At 58.8% G+C, this 14618-nt stretch carries 13 protein-coding genes and 1 pseudogene; 11 read left to right on the top strand and 3 right to left on the bottom strand.

All coding sequences use genetic code 11. The features are described 5' to 3' along the window. Nucleotides 1-8: 8 nt before the first annotated feature. The gene (locus NWP14_RS14390; RefSeq protein ID WP_095100503.1) at nt 9-284 is read left to right on the top strand and encodes a YfcL family protein; all 276 of its coding nucleotides are present in this window, start codon (nt 9-11) and stop codon (nt 282-284) included. A gap of 90 nt (nt 285-374) precedes the next feature. Here NWP14_RS14390 and mnmC read toward each other — a convergent pair whose 3' ends face one another. Further along, the gene (gene mnmC, locus NWP14_RS14385; RefSeq protein WP_375215546.1) at nt 375-2363 is read right to left on the bottom strand and encodes a bifunctional tRNA (5-methylaminomethyl-2-thiouridine)(34)-methyltransferase MnmD/FAD-dependent 5-carboxymethylaminomethyl-2-thiouridine(34) oxidoreductase MnmC; all 1989 of its coding nucleotides are present in this window, start codon (nt 2361-2363) and stop codon (nt 375-377) included. A gap of 158 nt (nt 2364-2521) precedes the next feature. Here mnmC and fabB point away from each other — a divergent pair, with 158 nt between their 5' ends. Both fabB and NWP14_RS14375 read left to right on the top strand, forming a co-directional pair. After that, nucleotides 2522-3739, top strand: coding sequence for a beta-ketoacyl-ACP synthase I (fabB, locus tag NWP14_RS14380; RefSeq protein ID WP_045856114.1), 1218 nt, complete (start codon nt 2522-2524; stop codon nt 3737-3739). Between the two features lie 111 nt (nt 3740-3850). Beyond that, nucleotides 3851-5026 carry an MFS transporter gene (locus NWP14_RS14375; RefSeq protein ID WP_375215545.1) on the top strand — a complete coding sequence of 392 codons (1176 nt, stop codon included), beginning with the start codon at nt 3851-3853 and terminating at the stop codon, nt 5024-5026. A 2-nt stretch (nt 5027-5028) separates the two neighbouring features. Here NWP14_RS14375 and NWP14_RS14370 read toward each other — a convergent pair. Together NWP14_RS14370 and flk are read right to left on the bottom strand one after the other, a co-directional pair. Further along, nucleotides 5029-5640: pseudogene (locus NWP14_RS14370) on the bottom strand (GntR family transcriptional regulator); the annotation flags it as partial. Between the two features lie 25 nt (nt 5641-5665). Then, the gene (flk, locus tag NWP14_RS14365) at nt 5666-6649 is read right to left on the bottom strand and encodes a flagella biosynthesis regulator Flk (RefSeq protein ID WP_375215544.1); all 984 of its coding nucleotides are present in this window, start codon (nt 6647-6649) and stop codon (nt 5666-5668) included. Between the two features lie 108 nt (nt 6650-6757). Between flk and pdxB the strand changes: the two genes are divergently transcribed. The 8 genes from pdxB to cvpA all read left to right on the top strand — a co-directional run bounded on the left by pdxB (nt 6758) and on the right by cvpA (nt 14599). Beyond that, the gene (pdxB, locus tag NWP14_RS14360) at nt 6758-7894 is read left to right on the top strand and encodes a 4-phosphoerythronate dehydrogenase PdxB (RefSeq protein WP_095100509.1); all 1137 of its coding nucleotides are present in this window, start codon (nt 6758-6760) and stop codon (nt 7892-7894) included. A 62-nt stretch (nt 7895-7956) separates the two neighbouring features. Next, nucleotides 7957-8970: an aspartate-semialdehyde dehydrogenase gene (locus NWP14_RS14355; protein ID WP_095100511.1), complete on the top strand. Its 1014-nt coding sequence runs from the start codon at nt 7957-7959 to the stop codon at nt 8968-8970. Continuing rightward, the gene (truA, locus tag NWP14_RS14350; RefSeq protein ID WP_095100513.1) at nt 8970-9782 is read left to right on the top strand and encodes a tRNA pseudouridine(38-40) synthase TruA; all 813 of its coding nucleotides are present in this window, start codon (nt 8970-8972) and stop codon (nt 9780-9782) included. The genes NWP14_RS14355 and truA overlap by 1 nt, the downstream gene beginning before the upstream one ends. 148 nt (nt 9783-9930) lie before the next feature. Then, nucleotides 9931-10590, top strand: a complete 660-nt coding sequence (locus NWP14_RS14345) for a DedA family protein (protein WP_095100515.1) — start codon at nt 9931-9933, stop codon at nt 10588-10590. A 200-nt stretch (nt 10591-10790) separates the two neighbouring features. Further along, complete coding sequence (accD, locus tag NWP14_RS14340; RefSeq protein WP_189339864.1) at nt 10791-11705, top strand: acetyl-CoA carboxylase, carboxyltransferase subunit beta; 915 nt, start codon at nt 10791-10793, stop codon at nt 11703-11705. A 131-nt stretch (nt 11706-11836) separates the two neighbouring features. Next, a complete protein-coding gene (folC, locus tag NWP14_RS14335; RefSeq protein ID WP_375215543.1) occupies nt 11837-13105 on the top strand; it encodes a bifunctional tetrahydrofolate synthase/dihydrofolate synthase in 1269 nt (422 codons plus the stop codon). Further along, on the top strand, nt 13095-13811 hold the full coding sequence (gene dedD / locus NWP14_RS14330) for a cell division protein DedD (protein WP_375215542.1): 717 nt from the start codon (nt 13095-13097) through the stop codon (nt 13809-13811). Before folC ends, dedD begins: the two co-directional genes overlap by 11 nt. Nucleotides 13812-14110: 299 nt before the next feature. Next, nucleotides 14111-14599 carry a colicin V production protein gene (cvpA, locus tag NWP14_RS14325; RefSeq protein ID WP_041147709.1) on the top strand — a complete coding sequence of 163 codons (489 nt, stop codon included), beginning with the start codon at nt 14111-14113 and terminating at the stop codon, nt 14597-14599. The last annotated feature ends 19 nt before the right edge of the window (nt 14600-14618 follow it).

Genomic DNA, 14618 nt, shown 5'->3' with positions numbered 1-14618 from the left:
GAAAGACAATGCTCGCGGAGTTTGAATCACGCATTCTGGCGCTAATCGACGAAATGGTAGACCACGCCAGTGATGATGAACTGTTTGCCGGCGGCTATCTGCGTGGCCACCTGACGCTGGCGGTAGCCGAGCTGGAAGGTGGAGACGATCACTCGGCGCAAGCGATCAATGACCGGGTCGTCCATAGTCTGGAAAAAGCGATTGGCGCGGGAGAGCTCTCGCCGCCGGACCAGATCCTCGTTCAGGATATGTGGGATAATTTGTACCAGCAGGCAAAACGGTAAACAGCCCGTACCGCCTGCACGATAGCCCCGGCCGAGCGTCGCGAGATCGGGGAATCGCCCGGATAATGCCATCCGGGCGACCTCTACGGGTTATTTCACCGCTTTTCCCTTCAGCAGTTTCCTCACCCATAGCCGATTGGGATTGAGCGCCGCCAGCGTTTCGCGATCCATTGGCAGCGGTTCCCCGCTCATCTGCGCCGCCAGAATTTCCGCCGTTAACGGCGCGGAGCACAGCCCGCGCGATCCCAGCGCGCCGAGAAGATAAAGATTGCGATGCACCGGAGCAGACGGCGCATCCTCCTTCTGCCCGGCAAGCAGAGCGTACCGGGTCAAGGTGGCATCATAGTCCGGCACGTTGCCTACCATCGGCAAATGGTCGCGGGTGGCACAGCGTACGCCACAGCGGGCTTCGTTGGCGCTGGTATCGACCTCCTGGGCCCACCCGGCATCGGGGAAACAGTCGATCAAACGCTGACGGTTCTGCCGCTGATCCTCCGCGCTGAAAGCCGTTTCCGTCTGCCCGCGATGATAGCTGGCTCCGATACAGTGCCGCTGATTATGCGGGTTTTGCGGCGTCAGGTAGCCGTCATAGCACAGTACCTGACGCAGCTGAGAAAGCCCCGGCGGCGTCGGGATATGGCTAACCTGTCCGCCCACCGGATAGGCCGGCAGCTGCGCGGTTTGGCTGAAGGTGGTCAGCTGATGGCCGTTCGCCAGTACCACCACCGCATGCTGCTGGCGCTGGTTCAGCTGCCAGCCGTCGCCATCGGCGGTGAGCGTCTCCACCTTAAAACCGTAGCGCGCGCGCAGCCCGCGGGTCGCCGCCAGCGCGAAGAGTTCGGCCGTCAGCTGCTGCGGGCAGAGCCAGCCTCCTGAGGGATAGGCGATCCCGCCGCAGCCGGTCTCCACGCCGGTCGCCTGCGCCGCCGTTTCGGCGCTGACGGCAACGGCAATTTCCGCCGGCAGATTGAGCTCAAGCATCTGGGCGATTTTTTGCGCGCTTTTCTCATCCCAGGCGAGCTGCGTCACTCCGCACCACTGGTGGTCGAAGGTGACCGGCAGCGCATCGTATATCCTGCGCGCGAAGGTAAATGCGGCGGGGAAGAAGCGGGCCAGAGCCGGGTCGTGCTGGCTGAGCAACGGATACAGGGCCCCCTGACGGTTGCCGGATGCGCCTTCGCCTGGCGCATCGTCGGCGCAATAGAGCGTCACCTGCCAGCCGCGGCGCAGCAGCGCGAGCGACAGCAGGGCGCTGGCAATCCCGCCGCCGATAATCGCCACTTCGCGTTTGTCGGCGGCGGTGCGGGCGAACCACGGCGCGCGCGCGGGCAGGTTCAGCTCGCGGCTCATCTCGCCGATAAGCATCTCTCGCTTGCGGCCAAAACCTTTATGCTTGTGCATGGTAAAGCCGGCTTCCTGCAGGCCGCGACGGACAAAACCTGCGGAGGTGAAGGTTGCCAGCGTTCCGCCCGGTTTCGCCAGCCGGGCCATAGCCGCGAAGAGTTCAGGCGTCCACATATCCGGGTTTTTTGCCGGAGCAAATCCGTCGAGAAACCAGGCATCGACCTGCTGATTGAGAGAGTCATCAAGCTCAAGGGTCAGCTCATTGATATCTCCGAACCATAGATCCAGGGTCACGCGGCCGTCATCGAGCAGCAGTCGATGGCAGCCGGCAACGGGCAGCGGCCACTGGGCCTGCAGCTGCTCCGCCCACGGGGCCAGCTCCGGCCAGTGCCGGTGGGACAGGGCCAGATCGGCGGCGGTGAGCGGAAATTTTTCAAAACTGATGAAATGTAATCTTTGCAGGGTAGCTTCGGGGGAGTCACGGTGAAAAACGTCGAACGCCTGCCACAGCGTGAGGAAGTTGAGGCCGGTGCCGAATCCGCTCTCAGCAACCACAAATAGCGGGTGTGAATGAGTGGGAAAGCGTTCACCGAGGCGGTTGCCGCCGAGAAAGACGTAGCGGGTCTCTTCCAGACCGTTGTCATTGGAAAAGTACACGTCGCCGAAATCTCGGGAAACAGGTGTACCCTCAGCGTTGAATTCCAGGTTGGCAGGTTGTATGGCGTTTTGTTTCACGTAAGTTACTCGAATCTCAAGGCGTAGAACGATCTTAACGATGTGTGCCGGGAGGCGCAAATTTATACACAAAATGGCTGATCGGACTTGTTCGGCGTACAAGTGTACGCTATTGTGCGACTCGAAACTTAAAATAGTGCGACTTACAGAGGTATTGAATGAAACGTGCAGTGATTACTGGCTTGGGCATCGTTTCCAGCATCGGTAACAACCAGCAGGAAGTCCTGGCATCTCTGCGTGAAGGACGTTCAGGGATCACTTTCTCTCAGGAATTTCAAGATTCAGGTATGCGCAGCCACGTATGGGGCAACGTTAAGCTGGATACCACCGGTCTGATCGACCGTAAAGTGGTTCGCTTTATGAACGATGCTTCTATCTACGCCTACCTCTCAATGCAGCAGGCCGTAGAAGATGCTGGATTGAAAGAAGAGGTTTATCAAAATAACCCGCGCGTGGGTCTGATCGCCGGTTCTGGCGGTTCTTCTAAATATCAGGTGTTTGGCGCAGACGCGATGCGTAGCCCGCGTGGCCTGAAAGCCGTTGGCCCGTACGTCGTGACTAAAGCGATGGCCTCTGCCGTTTCAGCCTGCCTTGCCACACCGTTCAAAATCCACGGCGTTAACTACTCTATCAGCTCCGCTTGCGCGACTTCCGCACACTGTATCGGCAATGCCGTAGAGCAGATTCAGCTGGGTAAACAGGACATCGTTTTTGCCGGCGGCGGCGAAGAGCTGTGCTGGGAAATGGCCTGCGAATTCGACGCAATGGGCGCCCTGTCCACCAAATATAACGAAACTCCGGACAAAGCGTCCCGTACCTATGATACGCACCGCGACGGTTTCGTCATCGCTGGCGGCGGCGGGATGGTTGTGGTTGAAGAGCTGGAGCACGCTCTGGCGCGCGGCGCGCACATCTATGCTGAAATCGTCGGCTACGGCGCAACTTCCGACGGCGCCGACATGGTCGCCCCATCGGGCGAAGGTGCCGTTCGCTGCATGCACATGGCGATGCAGGGCGTTGATACCCCGATTGATTATCTGAACTCCCACGGTACCTCAACTCCGGTTGGCGACGTGAAAGAGCTGGGTGCGATCCGTGAAGTCTTCGGCGATAACAGCCCGGCTATCTCCGCAACGAAAGCGATGACCGGCCACTCGCTGGGCGCCGCAGGCGTACAGGAAGCTATCTACTCTCTGCTGATGCTGGAACACGGCTTTATCGCGCCAAGCATCAACATCGACGAGATGGACGAGCAGGCCGCTGGCCTGAACATCGTGACTAAGCCGACTGAACGTGCGTTGACCACCGTTATGTCCAACAGCTTCGGTTTTGGTGGCACCAACGCCACCCTGGTGATGCGTAAACACGACGCATAGTCAGTCAGTAATTGAAAAGGGAGCCGGCTGGCTCCCTTTTTTGCATTATTGAGAGAGCCTGGCGCAGGGAGGCACACTCACCTCGTCTTACTCTGCGAACTGGAGTAAAGCATGTCCGCAGCGACAGAAAAAACAGATCACTCTTCCGCGAATATTTCGCTATTTCGCATTACGTTCTCCGTATTTCTCACCTACATGACCGTTGGCCTTCCGCTGCCGGTGATCCCCCTTTTCGTGCACCATGAGCTCGGTTTTGGCAACACGATGGTCGGCATCGCCGTCGGAATACAGTTTCTGGCGACGGTGCTGACGCGAGGTTACGCCGGTCGCCTCGCCGATCAGTACGGCGCTAAACGCTCCGTACTGCAGGGCATGCTGGCCTGCGCGCTGGCCGGCGCCGCGTGGCTGCTGGCGGCGCTGCTGCCGGTGTCGATTGTGGCGAAATTCGCGCTGCTGGTGCTGGGCCGCCTGATCCTTGGCTTTGGCGAGAGCCAGCTGCTAACCGGTAACCTGAGCTGGGGGCTGGGCCTCGTCGGGCCGACGCGTTCGGGAAAAGTCATGTCATGGAACGGAATGGCCATCTACGGATCGCTGGCGGCTGGCGCCCCGCTGGGGCTGCTGATCTACACGCACTACGGCGTTGCGGTGCTGGCCTGCGTCACTATGGCGCTGCCGCTGCTGGCCCTCGCGATTAACGGCACGGTCCGCAAGGTTCCGGCTCACGGCGGCGAGCGCCCGTCGCTGTGGAGCGTGGTCGGTATGATCTGGCGTCCGGGGATTGGCCTTGCCCTGCAGGGCGTCGGGTTTGCGGTGATTGGCACCTTCGTCTCGCTCTACTTTGCCAGCAACGGCTGGGCGATGGCCGGCTTTACGTTGACCGCTTTTGGCGGCGCCTTCGTGCTGATGCGTATCCTGTTCGGCTGGATGCCCGATCGCTTCGGCGGGGTGAAGGTGGCGATGGTCTCGCTGCTGATTGAGGCCGCGGGCCTGACGCTGCTGTGGCTGGCTCCGGATGCCTGGGTCGCCTTAGCTGGCGCCGCGCTGACCGGCTGCGGCTGCTCGCTTATCTTCCCGTCGCTGGGCGTGGAGGTGGTGAAACGCGTTCCGCCGCAGGTGCGCGGCACCGCGCTGGGCGGCTATGCGGCATTTCAGGATATCTCATACGGTATTAGCGGCCCGCTTGCCGGACTGCTGGCGACGTCCCTGGGCTACCCGTCCGTCTTCCTGGCGGCGGCCGTCTGCGCCGCGCTGGGGATTGTCGTCACCCTGGTATCGTTACGAAAATAGGCTTATGGCTCGGCCCGCGGTGAGTGAGGGCCGGCCGCCTTGCGCGGAAGATAGTACTTCACCTGAAACTCAAACATATTGGTATAGAGTATTGAGTCGTCGATAGGCTGGTGCTGTTCGTCTATCGGCTGGGTCTGCCTGCGGATGATGGGATCTTTAATGCTGATGTAACAGTTTAGCCAGCACGGGGCAGGGAAGAATGGGGACTATGGATTCGTAGCATCCGTCTGTTCTGATCCCGCATTCATTTTCAATATACGCAAACTTCGATTTTTTCATATGGCAATCGTCAGGTCAGGAAAACGCGTCGCCGAGAGCCAGGTCTCTTCTAATTGCATCGCAATATTGTCGATAAAGCGTAGCCTTTTTATATAGACGGGCTCTCCGTGCTGTCGCTGCAGGCCTTTAGCTATTTCCTCTGATGCCGACTGTAATGCAAATTTGATAATTTGACTGGAGGGCGTTTTACCTTCATTCCGGGCTATTTCAGTAAAACTGTTTAAATGCGTGACCGAGGCCTGAAAATGTTTATTTCTGATCCAGGTCCCGGATCCGTGACGGCGCTCAATTAAACCATCCTCCTCCAGCGTCTTTAACGCCTTACGCAGCGTATCGGCGGTGTTTTTCTTGCGCTAAGAGCTATGCAATCATCAGCCACAGCAGCGCCGCCGCTGCCAGCGCCAGCAGGATAAACCACGGTTTTTTGAGCCGTGCGGAGAGCGGAGTGGGTTCCGACCGCAGCGATGGGATTGCCAGCGTCTCCTGGGCTCGCGCCACGCGCAGCACGAAGACTTTGTTCAATAGCGTCAGTATCTGGCTGGAGCTCAGCACCGATTGCGGCGTCACGTGCCAGCTGTGGCGGGCAAAATCGGCGATCTTCTGCCACTCCTGCGCTTCAAGCGGCTGTTTCAGCGCGGCCTGCAGCGAGTTGAGCGTCGGGCTGGCCTGGGTGCTTAGCGTTTGCCGCGCCTGAAGCCAGTAGGAGAGCGGGGTAAAATGCGTTGCCGGGATCAGCTCGCCGGTTTTCACGCCGCACAGCTCCAGCATCGACTGCCAGATAAGCTTACCTGGCTCGCCGGTTGCGGCAGCAAGACGGGTCACCAGCTGGTTCAGCGTGTTGTGCTCCGCCGGCAGCAGCGGGCGCAGCGTAGGCTGACGCTGCTGGGGCGACGGAATCGACAGCAGGCCGTTCTGCAGCAGCTGCAGCACGTTCTCAAGCTGCTGCTGGGTCAGCGCGTGTAGCGCGGTTTGCCCATAGTGCTGGCGAATATAATCGCTCACCGCCTGACGATTGTTGCCCTGATTCAGCAGCTCGCCGAGCTGCGCCAGAGTCTGACGATGGTGATGGTTTTGCTGCGCAACGGTCAGGCGCTGGTTCAGGTGACTTTCGGCGGCGGCAAAGTGGCATGCCAGCAGCGGCGCATCGCCCTTGAGTCCCAGATCGTGCTTGATTCCGGCCCACACTTCCGCGTTCTGCTGCGACGTTAACGCCACCAGGCGCGTTATCAATCGCTCGAGAACGGTGCGTTGCTGGGTGGTAAGCGAAAGCTCCCCGGCGACGGAAGCGCCGGAGGGAGCCGTCCCCGGAGGGCGATCGGACATACCTGAAACGGGTTGTGTCATGATTAATCCTTTCCGTATTACTGTACTGAGGCCGGTGATGATGTTCCTGGCGGCGAGATTATGGCACACTTCCCCGGTTTACTCTCGTTCTCAGACAGGTACTGAACCGTGAAAATCCTCGTTGATGAAAATATGCCCTATGCCCGTGAGCTTTTTAGCCGTTTGGGCGAGGTGAGGGCGGTCCCCGGCCGCCCAATTCCGGCTGAAGCGCTGACCGATGCCGACGCGCTGATGGTCCGTTCCGTCACTAAAGTCAATGAAGCGCTGCTTGCCGGCAAGGCTATTCAGTTTGTCGGAACCGCGACCGCGGGTACCGATCATGTCGACCAGGCGTGGCTGCAGCAGGCGGGGATCGGTTTTTCCGCCGCACCGGGCTGTAACGCTATTGCGGTGGTTGAGTATGTTTTCTCGGCGCTGCTGATGCTGGCCGAGCGCGATGGCTTTGCGCTGACCGATCGTACCGTCGGGATCGTGGGGGTGGGCAACGTCGGCGGACGCCTGCAAAAACGTCTTGAAGCGCTGGGGATCAAAACGCTGCTGTGCGATCCGCCGCGCGCGGATCGCGGCGATGAAGGCGATTTCCGCAGCCTTGACGAGCTGGTTCAACAGGCCGATGTGCTGACGTTCCACACGCCTTTATATAAAGAAGGGCAATACAAGACGCTGCACCTCGCGGATGAGGCGCTGATCGGCCGCCTGAAGCCGGGAACGGTGTTAATTAACGCCTGCCGTGGTCCGGTGGTTGATAACGGCGCATTGCTGAAATGCCTGCAGGCCGGGCAGCCGCTGAGCGTCGTGCTTGACGTCTGGGAGCCGGAGCCGGATCTTAACCTTGAGCTGCTGGATCGCGTGGATATCGGTACCGCGCATATTGCGGGCTATACCCTTGAAGGGAAAGCGCGCGGGACGACCCAGGTGTTTGAAGCCTACAGCGCGTTTATCGGTCATCCGCAGCAGGTGGCGCTGGATACCCTGCTGCCGGCGCCGGAGTTTGGCCGTATCACCCTGCACGGCGCGCTCGATCAGGCAACTCTGAAAAGGCTGGTCCATTTGGTGTATGATGTGCGCCGCGACGATGCGCCGCTGCGAAAAGTGGCCGGTGCTGCGGGCGAATTTGACAAGCTGCGCAAAAATTACCAGGAACGCCGTGAATGGTCTTCGCTATACGTACAGTGCAGCGATGAGCAGGCGGCGACGCTGTTGCGGCAGCTCGGCTTTAATGCCATACATCACCCTGTTCGTTAATATCTTCTTAATGACCCTGTTGGATACTCCTGCAGGGTCGCTTTTTCCTGGAGTAAACCACCATGTCTGAAGGCTGGAATATTGCCATACTAGGCGCAACGGGCGCCGTCGGCGAAGCCCTGCTCGAAACCCTTGCTGAACGTCAGTTCCCGGTGGGTGATATTTACGCCCTGGCGCGTAACGAAAGCGCGGGCGAACATCTGCGTTTTAACGGTAAGTCGGTCATCGTACAGGATGCCGCGGAGTTTGACTGGACTCAGGCCCAGCTGGCCTTTTTCGCCGCCGGCGTCGAGGCCACGGCGGCCTACGTTGATGAGGCGACTAACTCTGGCTGTCTGGTTATCGACCTGAGCGGCCTGTTCGCGCTGGAGCCGGACGTCCCGCTGGTGGTTCCGGAAGTTAACCCATTTGTGCTGGCTGATTACCGCAATCGTAACGTTATTGCCGTTGCCAACAGCCTGACCAGCCAGCTGCTGGCCGCGCTGAAGCCGCTGATTGATGAAGGCGGCCTGTCGCGTATTCAGGTCACCAGCCTGCTCTCCGTCTCCGCCCAAGGTAAAAAAGCCGTGAGCGCGCTGGCGGGGCAGAGCGCTAAGCTGCTCAACGGCATGCCGATTGATGAAGATGATTACTTTGGTCGTCAGCTGGCGTTCAACATGCTGCCCATTCTGCCCGATCGTGAAGGCAGCGTGCTGGAAGAGCGGCGTATCGTCGACGAAGTACGGAAGATCCTCCAGGATGAAGGGCTGATGATCTCCGCAAGCGTGGTCCAGTCGCCGGTATTCTACGGCCATGCGCAGGTGGTTAATTTCGAAGCCATGCGTCCGCTGGCCGCAGAAGAGGCGCGCGATGCCTTCGTACGCGGCGAAGATATCGAGCTGTCCGAAGCGAGCGAGTTTCCGACTCAGGTTGGCGACGCTTCCGGCACCAGCCAACTCTCCGTCGGCTGCGTGCGTAACGATTACGGGATGCCGGAGCAGATTCAGTTCTGGTCCGTTGCCGACAACGTCCGCTTCGGCGGCGCGCTGATGGCGGTGAAAACCGCTGAGAGGCTGGTGCAGGAGTATTTTTACTGATGTCTGAGATGGAGCAGCAGCCGGTCTGTAAAATCGCGCTGGGCATCGAGTACGACGGCAGTAAATATTACGGCTGGCAGCGGCAGAACGAAGTGCGTAGCGTGCAGGAGAAGCTGGAAAAGGCGCTCTCGCAGGTGGCGAATGAACCGATTAACGTCTTCTGCGCGGGCCGCACCGACGCCGGCGTTCATGGCACCGGACAGGTGGTGCATTTTGAAACGCGTGCGCTGCGTAAAGACGCGGCCTGGACGCTGGGCGTGAATGCGAATCTGCCTGGTGACATTGCCGTGCGGTGGGTTAAACATGTGCCGGAAGAGTTCCACGCGCGCTTCAGCGCAACGGCGCGCCGCTACCGCTACGTTATCTATAATCATCGGCTGCGCCCGGCGGTGTTAAGCCAGGGGGTGACTCATTATCACCAGCCTCTGGATGCCGAACGGATGCAGCGTGCGGCGCAGTGCCTGCTGGGCGAGAATGATTTTACCTCGTTCCGTGCGCTGCAGTGCCAGTCGCGTACGCCCTGGCGCAACATTAAGCACATTAGCGTCACCCGTTATGGCGCATATGTGGTGGTCGATATCAAAGCAAACGCCTTTGTACATCATATGGTAAGGAACATTGTCGGCAGCCTGATGGAAGTGGGGGCCGGTAACCAGCCAGAGAGCTGGATTGCAGAACTTCTGGCGGCAAAAGACAGGAAGCTAGCCGCCGCGACGGCAAAAGCCGAAGGATTGTATCTGGTGTCGGTCGACTATCCGGCCCATTTCGATCTGCCGGTGATGCCGATGGGCCCGCTGTTTCTGGCGGACTGACGTATACGCCTCATCCTTCAGGCTGCCGCGCTGCCGGCCGCGCTGGTTTCCCCGGGCTTGCCTCTTGAGGTGGGCCCGGGAGCTACCGTTCGGCCGCCTGGATACGCCGTGAAGGATTTTACGTATTGCTATTAAGGACTCAAACGGTATGGACCTGATTCGCTTTTTAATTGATTTCATCCTGCATATAGATGTACACCTGGCCGAACTGGTTGCCGAGTACGGTATCTGGGTTTATGCCATTCTGTTTTTGATTTTGTTTTGCGAAACGGGTCTGGTGGTCACACCGTTCCTGCCGGGAGATTCGCTGCTGTTTGTTGCCGGCGCGCTGTCAGCGCTGCCGACTAACGATCTGAACGTGCATCTGATGGTGGTGCTGATGGTTATCGCGGCGATTGTCGGCGATGCCCTGAACTACACCATCGGGCGGCTGTTCGGTGAAAAGCTCTTCAGTAATCCTGATTCTAAAATCTTCCGCCGCAGCTATCTGGACAAGACCCACTCGTTCTACGAGCGTCACGGCGGCAAAACCATTATCCTCGCTCGCTTCGTGCCGATTGTCAGAACCTTTGCGCCATTTGTGGCGGGAATGGGCCACATGTCCTATCGTCATTTTGCGGCCTATAACGTGGTTGGCGCATTGCTGTGGGTGCTGCTGTTCACCTATGCAGGCTACCTGTTTGGCGATTTGCCGATCGTCCAGGAAAACCTGAAGCTGCTGATTGTCGCGATTATTCTCCTGTCTGTGCTGCCGGGGGTGATTGAAATCATTCGCCACAAGCGCGCGGCGGCGAAGCAGTCGAAATAGCCTCTGTAGCGTAATCTTCTGCGGGGGGAGCGCCTCCGCCCGCAGATTGAAGTGTGAGCGGTACGACCACTTTTTTATCCCATGTGACGGGATGTTATGATTTAATGTGCAACATTCATGGTCTGTAAGGGTCAAAAATGGCATTATGCGCCCCTTACGACAAAACTGGCATCGACCAGGTTCAGGCAGAAAGGTTATCAATGAGCTGGATTGAACGAATTAAAAGCAATATAACTCCCACCCGCAAGGCAAGCATTCCTGAGGGTGTATGGACCAAGTGCGACAGCTGCGGTCAGGTACTGTACCGCGCAGAGCTGGAGCGCAACCTGGAGGTTTGCCCTAAGTGCGATCACCATATGCGTATGTCGGCGCGTAATCGCCTGCATAGCCTGTTGGACGAAGGTTCCCTTGTGGAGCTGGGAAGCGAGCTCGAGCCGAAAGATGTGCTGAAGTTCCGCGATTCGAAAAAATACAAAGACCGCCTGGCGTCGGCTCAAAAAGAGACCGGTGAGAAAGATGCGCTGGTGGTTATGAAGGGCACGCTGTACGACATGCCGGTTGTCGCCGTTGCTTTTGAATTCGCCTTTATGGGCGGTTCGATGGGCTCGGTGGTAGGTGCGCGCTTCGTACGTGCCGTTGAGCAGGCGTTGGAAGACAACTGCCCGCTGGTTTGCTTCTCAGCGTCCGGCGGCGCGCGCATGCAGGAAGCGCTGATGTCGCTGATGCAGATGGCGAAAACGTCAGCCGCGCTGGCGAAAATGCAGGAGCGCGGTTTACCGTATATCTCCGTGCTGACCGACCCGACGATGGGCGGCGTATCGGCGAGCTTTGCGATGCTCGGCGACCTGAACATCGCGGAACCGAAAGCGCTGATCGGCTTTGCCGGCCCTCGCGTTATCGAGCAAACCGTACGCGAAAAGCTGCCGCCAGGATTCCAGCGCAGCGAGTTCCTGATTGAAAAAGGGGCGATCGACATGATCGTACGTCGCCCTGAAATGCGCCTGAAGCTGGCCAGTATTCTGGCGAAGCTGATGAATCTCCCGGCGCCATGCCCGGAGGTTTCTCATGAAGGCGACGCGGTGCCGCCGGTACCGGATCAGGAACCAGAGGCCTGATAGTGCAGAGGGCAGGCCTGACGGTGCTGCCCTTTTTTTATATTCAAATAACTACGCGACATCATCCTGACCTGGCCGCATCGCGGCGTGCTGACAGATGAGCGTATTTACCGTTAACTCTTGCGGACATCATGGAAAAAGAACCTATTCCTCAGGCCACGTCGCCCCTGGCTACGTGGCTTTCTTATCTGGAGCATCTGCACAGCAAAACTATCGATCTCGGGCTGACGCGCGTGAACGAGGTTGCCGGGCGGATGGCGGTAGTGAAACCTGCGCCGTTCGTATTTACGGTGGCGGGCACCAACGGTAAGGGGACCACCTGCCGTACGCTGGAGTCGGTGCTGATGGCGGCGGGCTATAGGGTCGGCGTCTACAGTTCACCGCATCTGGTGCGCTATACCGAACGCGTACGCGTGCAGGGAGAGGAGCTGGCAGAATCGGCGCATACCGCCTCTTTCGCTGAAATCGAAGCGGCGCGCGGCGAAATATCCCTGAGCTATTTTGAGTTCGGTACGCTCTCCGCACTGTGGCTGTTTAAGCAGGCGCAGCTGGACGTTGTTATCCTTGAGGTTGGGCTGGGCGGTCGCCTTGACGCGACAAATATCGTTGATGCCGACGTGGCGGTGGTGACCAGCATTGCGCTCGATCATACCGACTGGCTGGGGCCGGATCGCGAAAGCATCGGCCGCGAAAAGGCCGGTATTTTCCGCTCAGGCAAGCCGGCTATCGTCGGTGAGCCGGATATGCCTCATACCATTGCCGACGTTGCGGCGGAAAAAGGCGCGCTGCTGCTGCGTCGTGACCTTGACTGGCGCTATGTTACCGGCGAGCAGGCGTGGGATTTCAGCGACGAGCAGGGGACGCTGGCAGGGCTGCCGCTGCCTCAGGTGCCAATGCCGAATGCGGCTACGGCGCTGGCCGCGCTGCGCGCCAGCGGGCTGGCGGTGAACGAACGGGCGATTCGCGACGGCATTAAGCAGGCGATGCTACCCGGGCGTTTCCAGATAATTGGCGAAACGCCGCGCGTGATCCTCGACGTTGCCCATAACCCACATGCGGCGGCCTATCTGGCCGGACGTATCAAAAGCCTGCCGAAAACGGGGCGCGTGCTGGCGGTTATTGGTATGCTGCATGATAAGGATATTGCCGGTACGCTGGCAAACCTGACGGCTGAAGTCGATTGCTGGTACTGCGCGCCGCTGGAAGGGCCGCGTGGGGCAACGGCGGAACAGCTGCTGGAGCATTTGCGTACAGGGCGAGCCTGCGCGGACGTCGCTCAGGCATGGCATGCGGCCATGGCCGATGCCGGACCGGAAGATACGGTGCTGGTGTGTGGTTCATTCCACACGGTGGCGCATGTAATGGAAGAAATAGACGCGGGGAGAATCGGTGGCGAGTAAGTTTCAGAACCGTTTAGTCGGGACGATTGTGCTGGTGGCGCTGGGAGTCATTATCCTTCCAGGGCTGCTTGACGGTCAGAAAAAACACTATCAGGATGAGTTTGCGGCGATCCCGCTGGTGCCGAAGCCGGGCGATCGCGATGAGCCAGACATGCTACCGGCGGCAACTCAGGCCTTGCCTGCTCAGCCTCCGGAAGGGGCGGCAGAAGAGGTGAGGGCCGGCAATGCGGCGGCGCCGTCGCTGGATCCGTCGCGCATCCCGGTGAACAGTAACAGCTTCGATGATGTTCAGGAGCCGGTTGTCGCGCCCAAGCCGCAGCCAAAACCTCAGGTTCAGCCGAAGCCGCAACCGCAGCCGCAGCCGCAGCCGCAGCCTAAGCCGGTCGATAAGCCTCAGCCGCAGCAGCAGCAGACTGCCGCCCAGACGCCGGCGCCGAAGCCTGCTGAAATTCCTGCGCCAACCGGCAGAGCCTACGTGGTGCAGCTGGGGGCGTTGAAGAATGCGGACAAGGTAAATGAAATTGTCGGTAAGCTGCGCTCCTCCGGGTTCAAGGTTTACACGTCGCCTTCGACGCCGGTGCAGGGGAAAATCACCCGAATTTTGGTTGGCCCTGATGCGTCGAAAGATAAGCTGAAAGGCCAGCTTGGCGATCTGAAGCAGCTGTCAGGTCTGAGCGGTGTGGTGATGGGATACAGTCCAAACTAGCCTTGCTATTCAGCCTGATAGCGCTGGAGAACGCCGATATTGATGCAGGGGCGGGAGACGATCGCCCTGGCGCAGTTAAGGTCGGACAGGTCAGCGGGCGTCGGGCTCGCTGGCGGTGAACGGGGGGCTGAATCCCTTACCTGACGCGCCCTGCAGAGGCAAAAGGTAGCATGGCGTTGAATGTTTTTTCAGCGCCATTTTTATTTCTGTAGGGCACGGAAATCCCTACGCAAACGTTTTCTTTTTCTGTTAGAATGCGCCCCGAACCGGACGACAGGGCGTAAAATCGTAGGATGTATATGGTCTGGATTGATTACGCCATTATTGCGGTGATTGGTTTTTCCTGTCTGGTAAGCCTGATCCGCGGCTTTGTTCGTGAAGCGTTATCGCTGGTAACCTGGGGATGTGCTTTCTTTGTTGCCAGTCATTACTACACTTACCTGGCTGTCTGGTTCACGGGCTTTGAAGACGAAATGGTCCGCAATGGGATTGCTATCGCGATACTGTTTATCGCAACGCTTATCGTCGGCGCTATCGTTAACTACGTGATTAGCGCACTGGTAGAGAAAACCGGCCTGTCGGGTACCGACAGGGTGTTAGGGATCTGCTTCGGCGCCCTTCGTGGCGTGCTGATTGTCTCTGCGATCCTGTTCTTTCTCGATAGTTTTACCGGTATGGCGAAAAGCGAAGACTGGCAAAAGTCGGAGCTTATCCCGCAGTTCAGTTTCGTTATCAGATGGTTTTTTGACTATCTGCAGAGCTCGTCAAGTTTCTTGCCCAAAGCATAAGCGTTGGGATGTAGCTGAA

Origin of the sequence: Klebsiella sp. C349492 (assembly GCF_042055345.1) — a bacterium.
In the GTDB taxonomy this organism is placed as follows: domain Bacteria; phylum Pseudomonadota; class Gammaproteobacteria; order Enterobacterales; family Enterobacteriaceae; genus Klebsiella; species Klebsiella scottii.
Note: the sequence above shows the minus strand (reverse complement) of the source record. Positions and strands in the feature narration are given on the sequence as shown.

What these genes read in the sequence shown, in the direction of transcription:
- accD (WP_189339864.1), top strand. Translation starts at nt 10,791, where the DNA reads ATGAGCTGGATTGAACGAATTAAAAGCAATATAACTCCCACCCGCAAG.
- NWP14_RS14345 (WP_095100515.1), top strand. Translation starts at nt 9,931, where the DNA reads ATGGACCTGATTCGCTTTTTAATTGATTTCATCCTGCATATAGATGTA.
- flk (WP_375215544.1), bottom strand. Translation starts at nt 6,649, where the DNA reads ATGACACAACCCGTTTCAGGTATGTCCGATCGCCCTCCGGGGACGGCT.
- cvpA (WP_041147709.1), top strand. Translation starts at nt 14,111, where the DNA reads ATGGTCTGGATTGATTACGCCATTATTGCGGTGATTGGTTTTTCCTGT.
- NWP14_RS14355 (WP_095100511.1), top strand. Translation starts at nt 7,957, where the DNA reads ATGTCTGAAGGCTGGAATATTGCCATACTAGGCGCAACGGGCGCCGTC.
- NWP14_RS14390 (WP_095100503.1), top strand. Translation starts at nt 9, where the DNA reads ATGCTCGCGGAGTTTGAATCACGCATTCTGGCGCTAATCGACGAAATG.
- fabB (WP_045856114.1), top strand. Translation starts at nt 2,522, where the DNA reads ATGAAACGTGCAGTGATTACTGGCTTGGGCATCGTTTCCAGCATCGGT.
- NWP14_RS14375 (WP_375215545.1), top strand. Translation starts at nt 3,851, where the DNA reads ATGTCCGCAGCGACAGAAAAAACAGATCACTCTTCCGCGAATATTTCG.
- folC (WP_375215543.1), top strand. Translation starts at nt 11,837, where the DNA reads ATGGAAAAAGAACCTATTCCTCAGGCCACGTCGCCCCTGGCTACGTGG.
- truA (WP_095100513.1), top strand. Translation starts at nt 8,970, where the DNA reads ATGTCTGAGATGGAGCAGCAGCCGGTCTGTAAAATCGCGCTGGGCATC.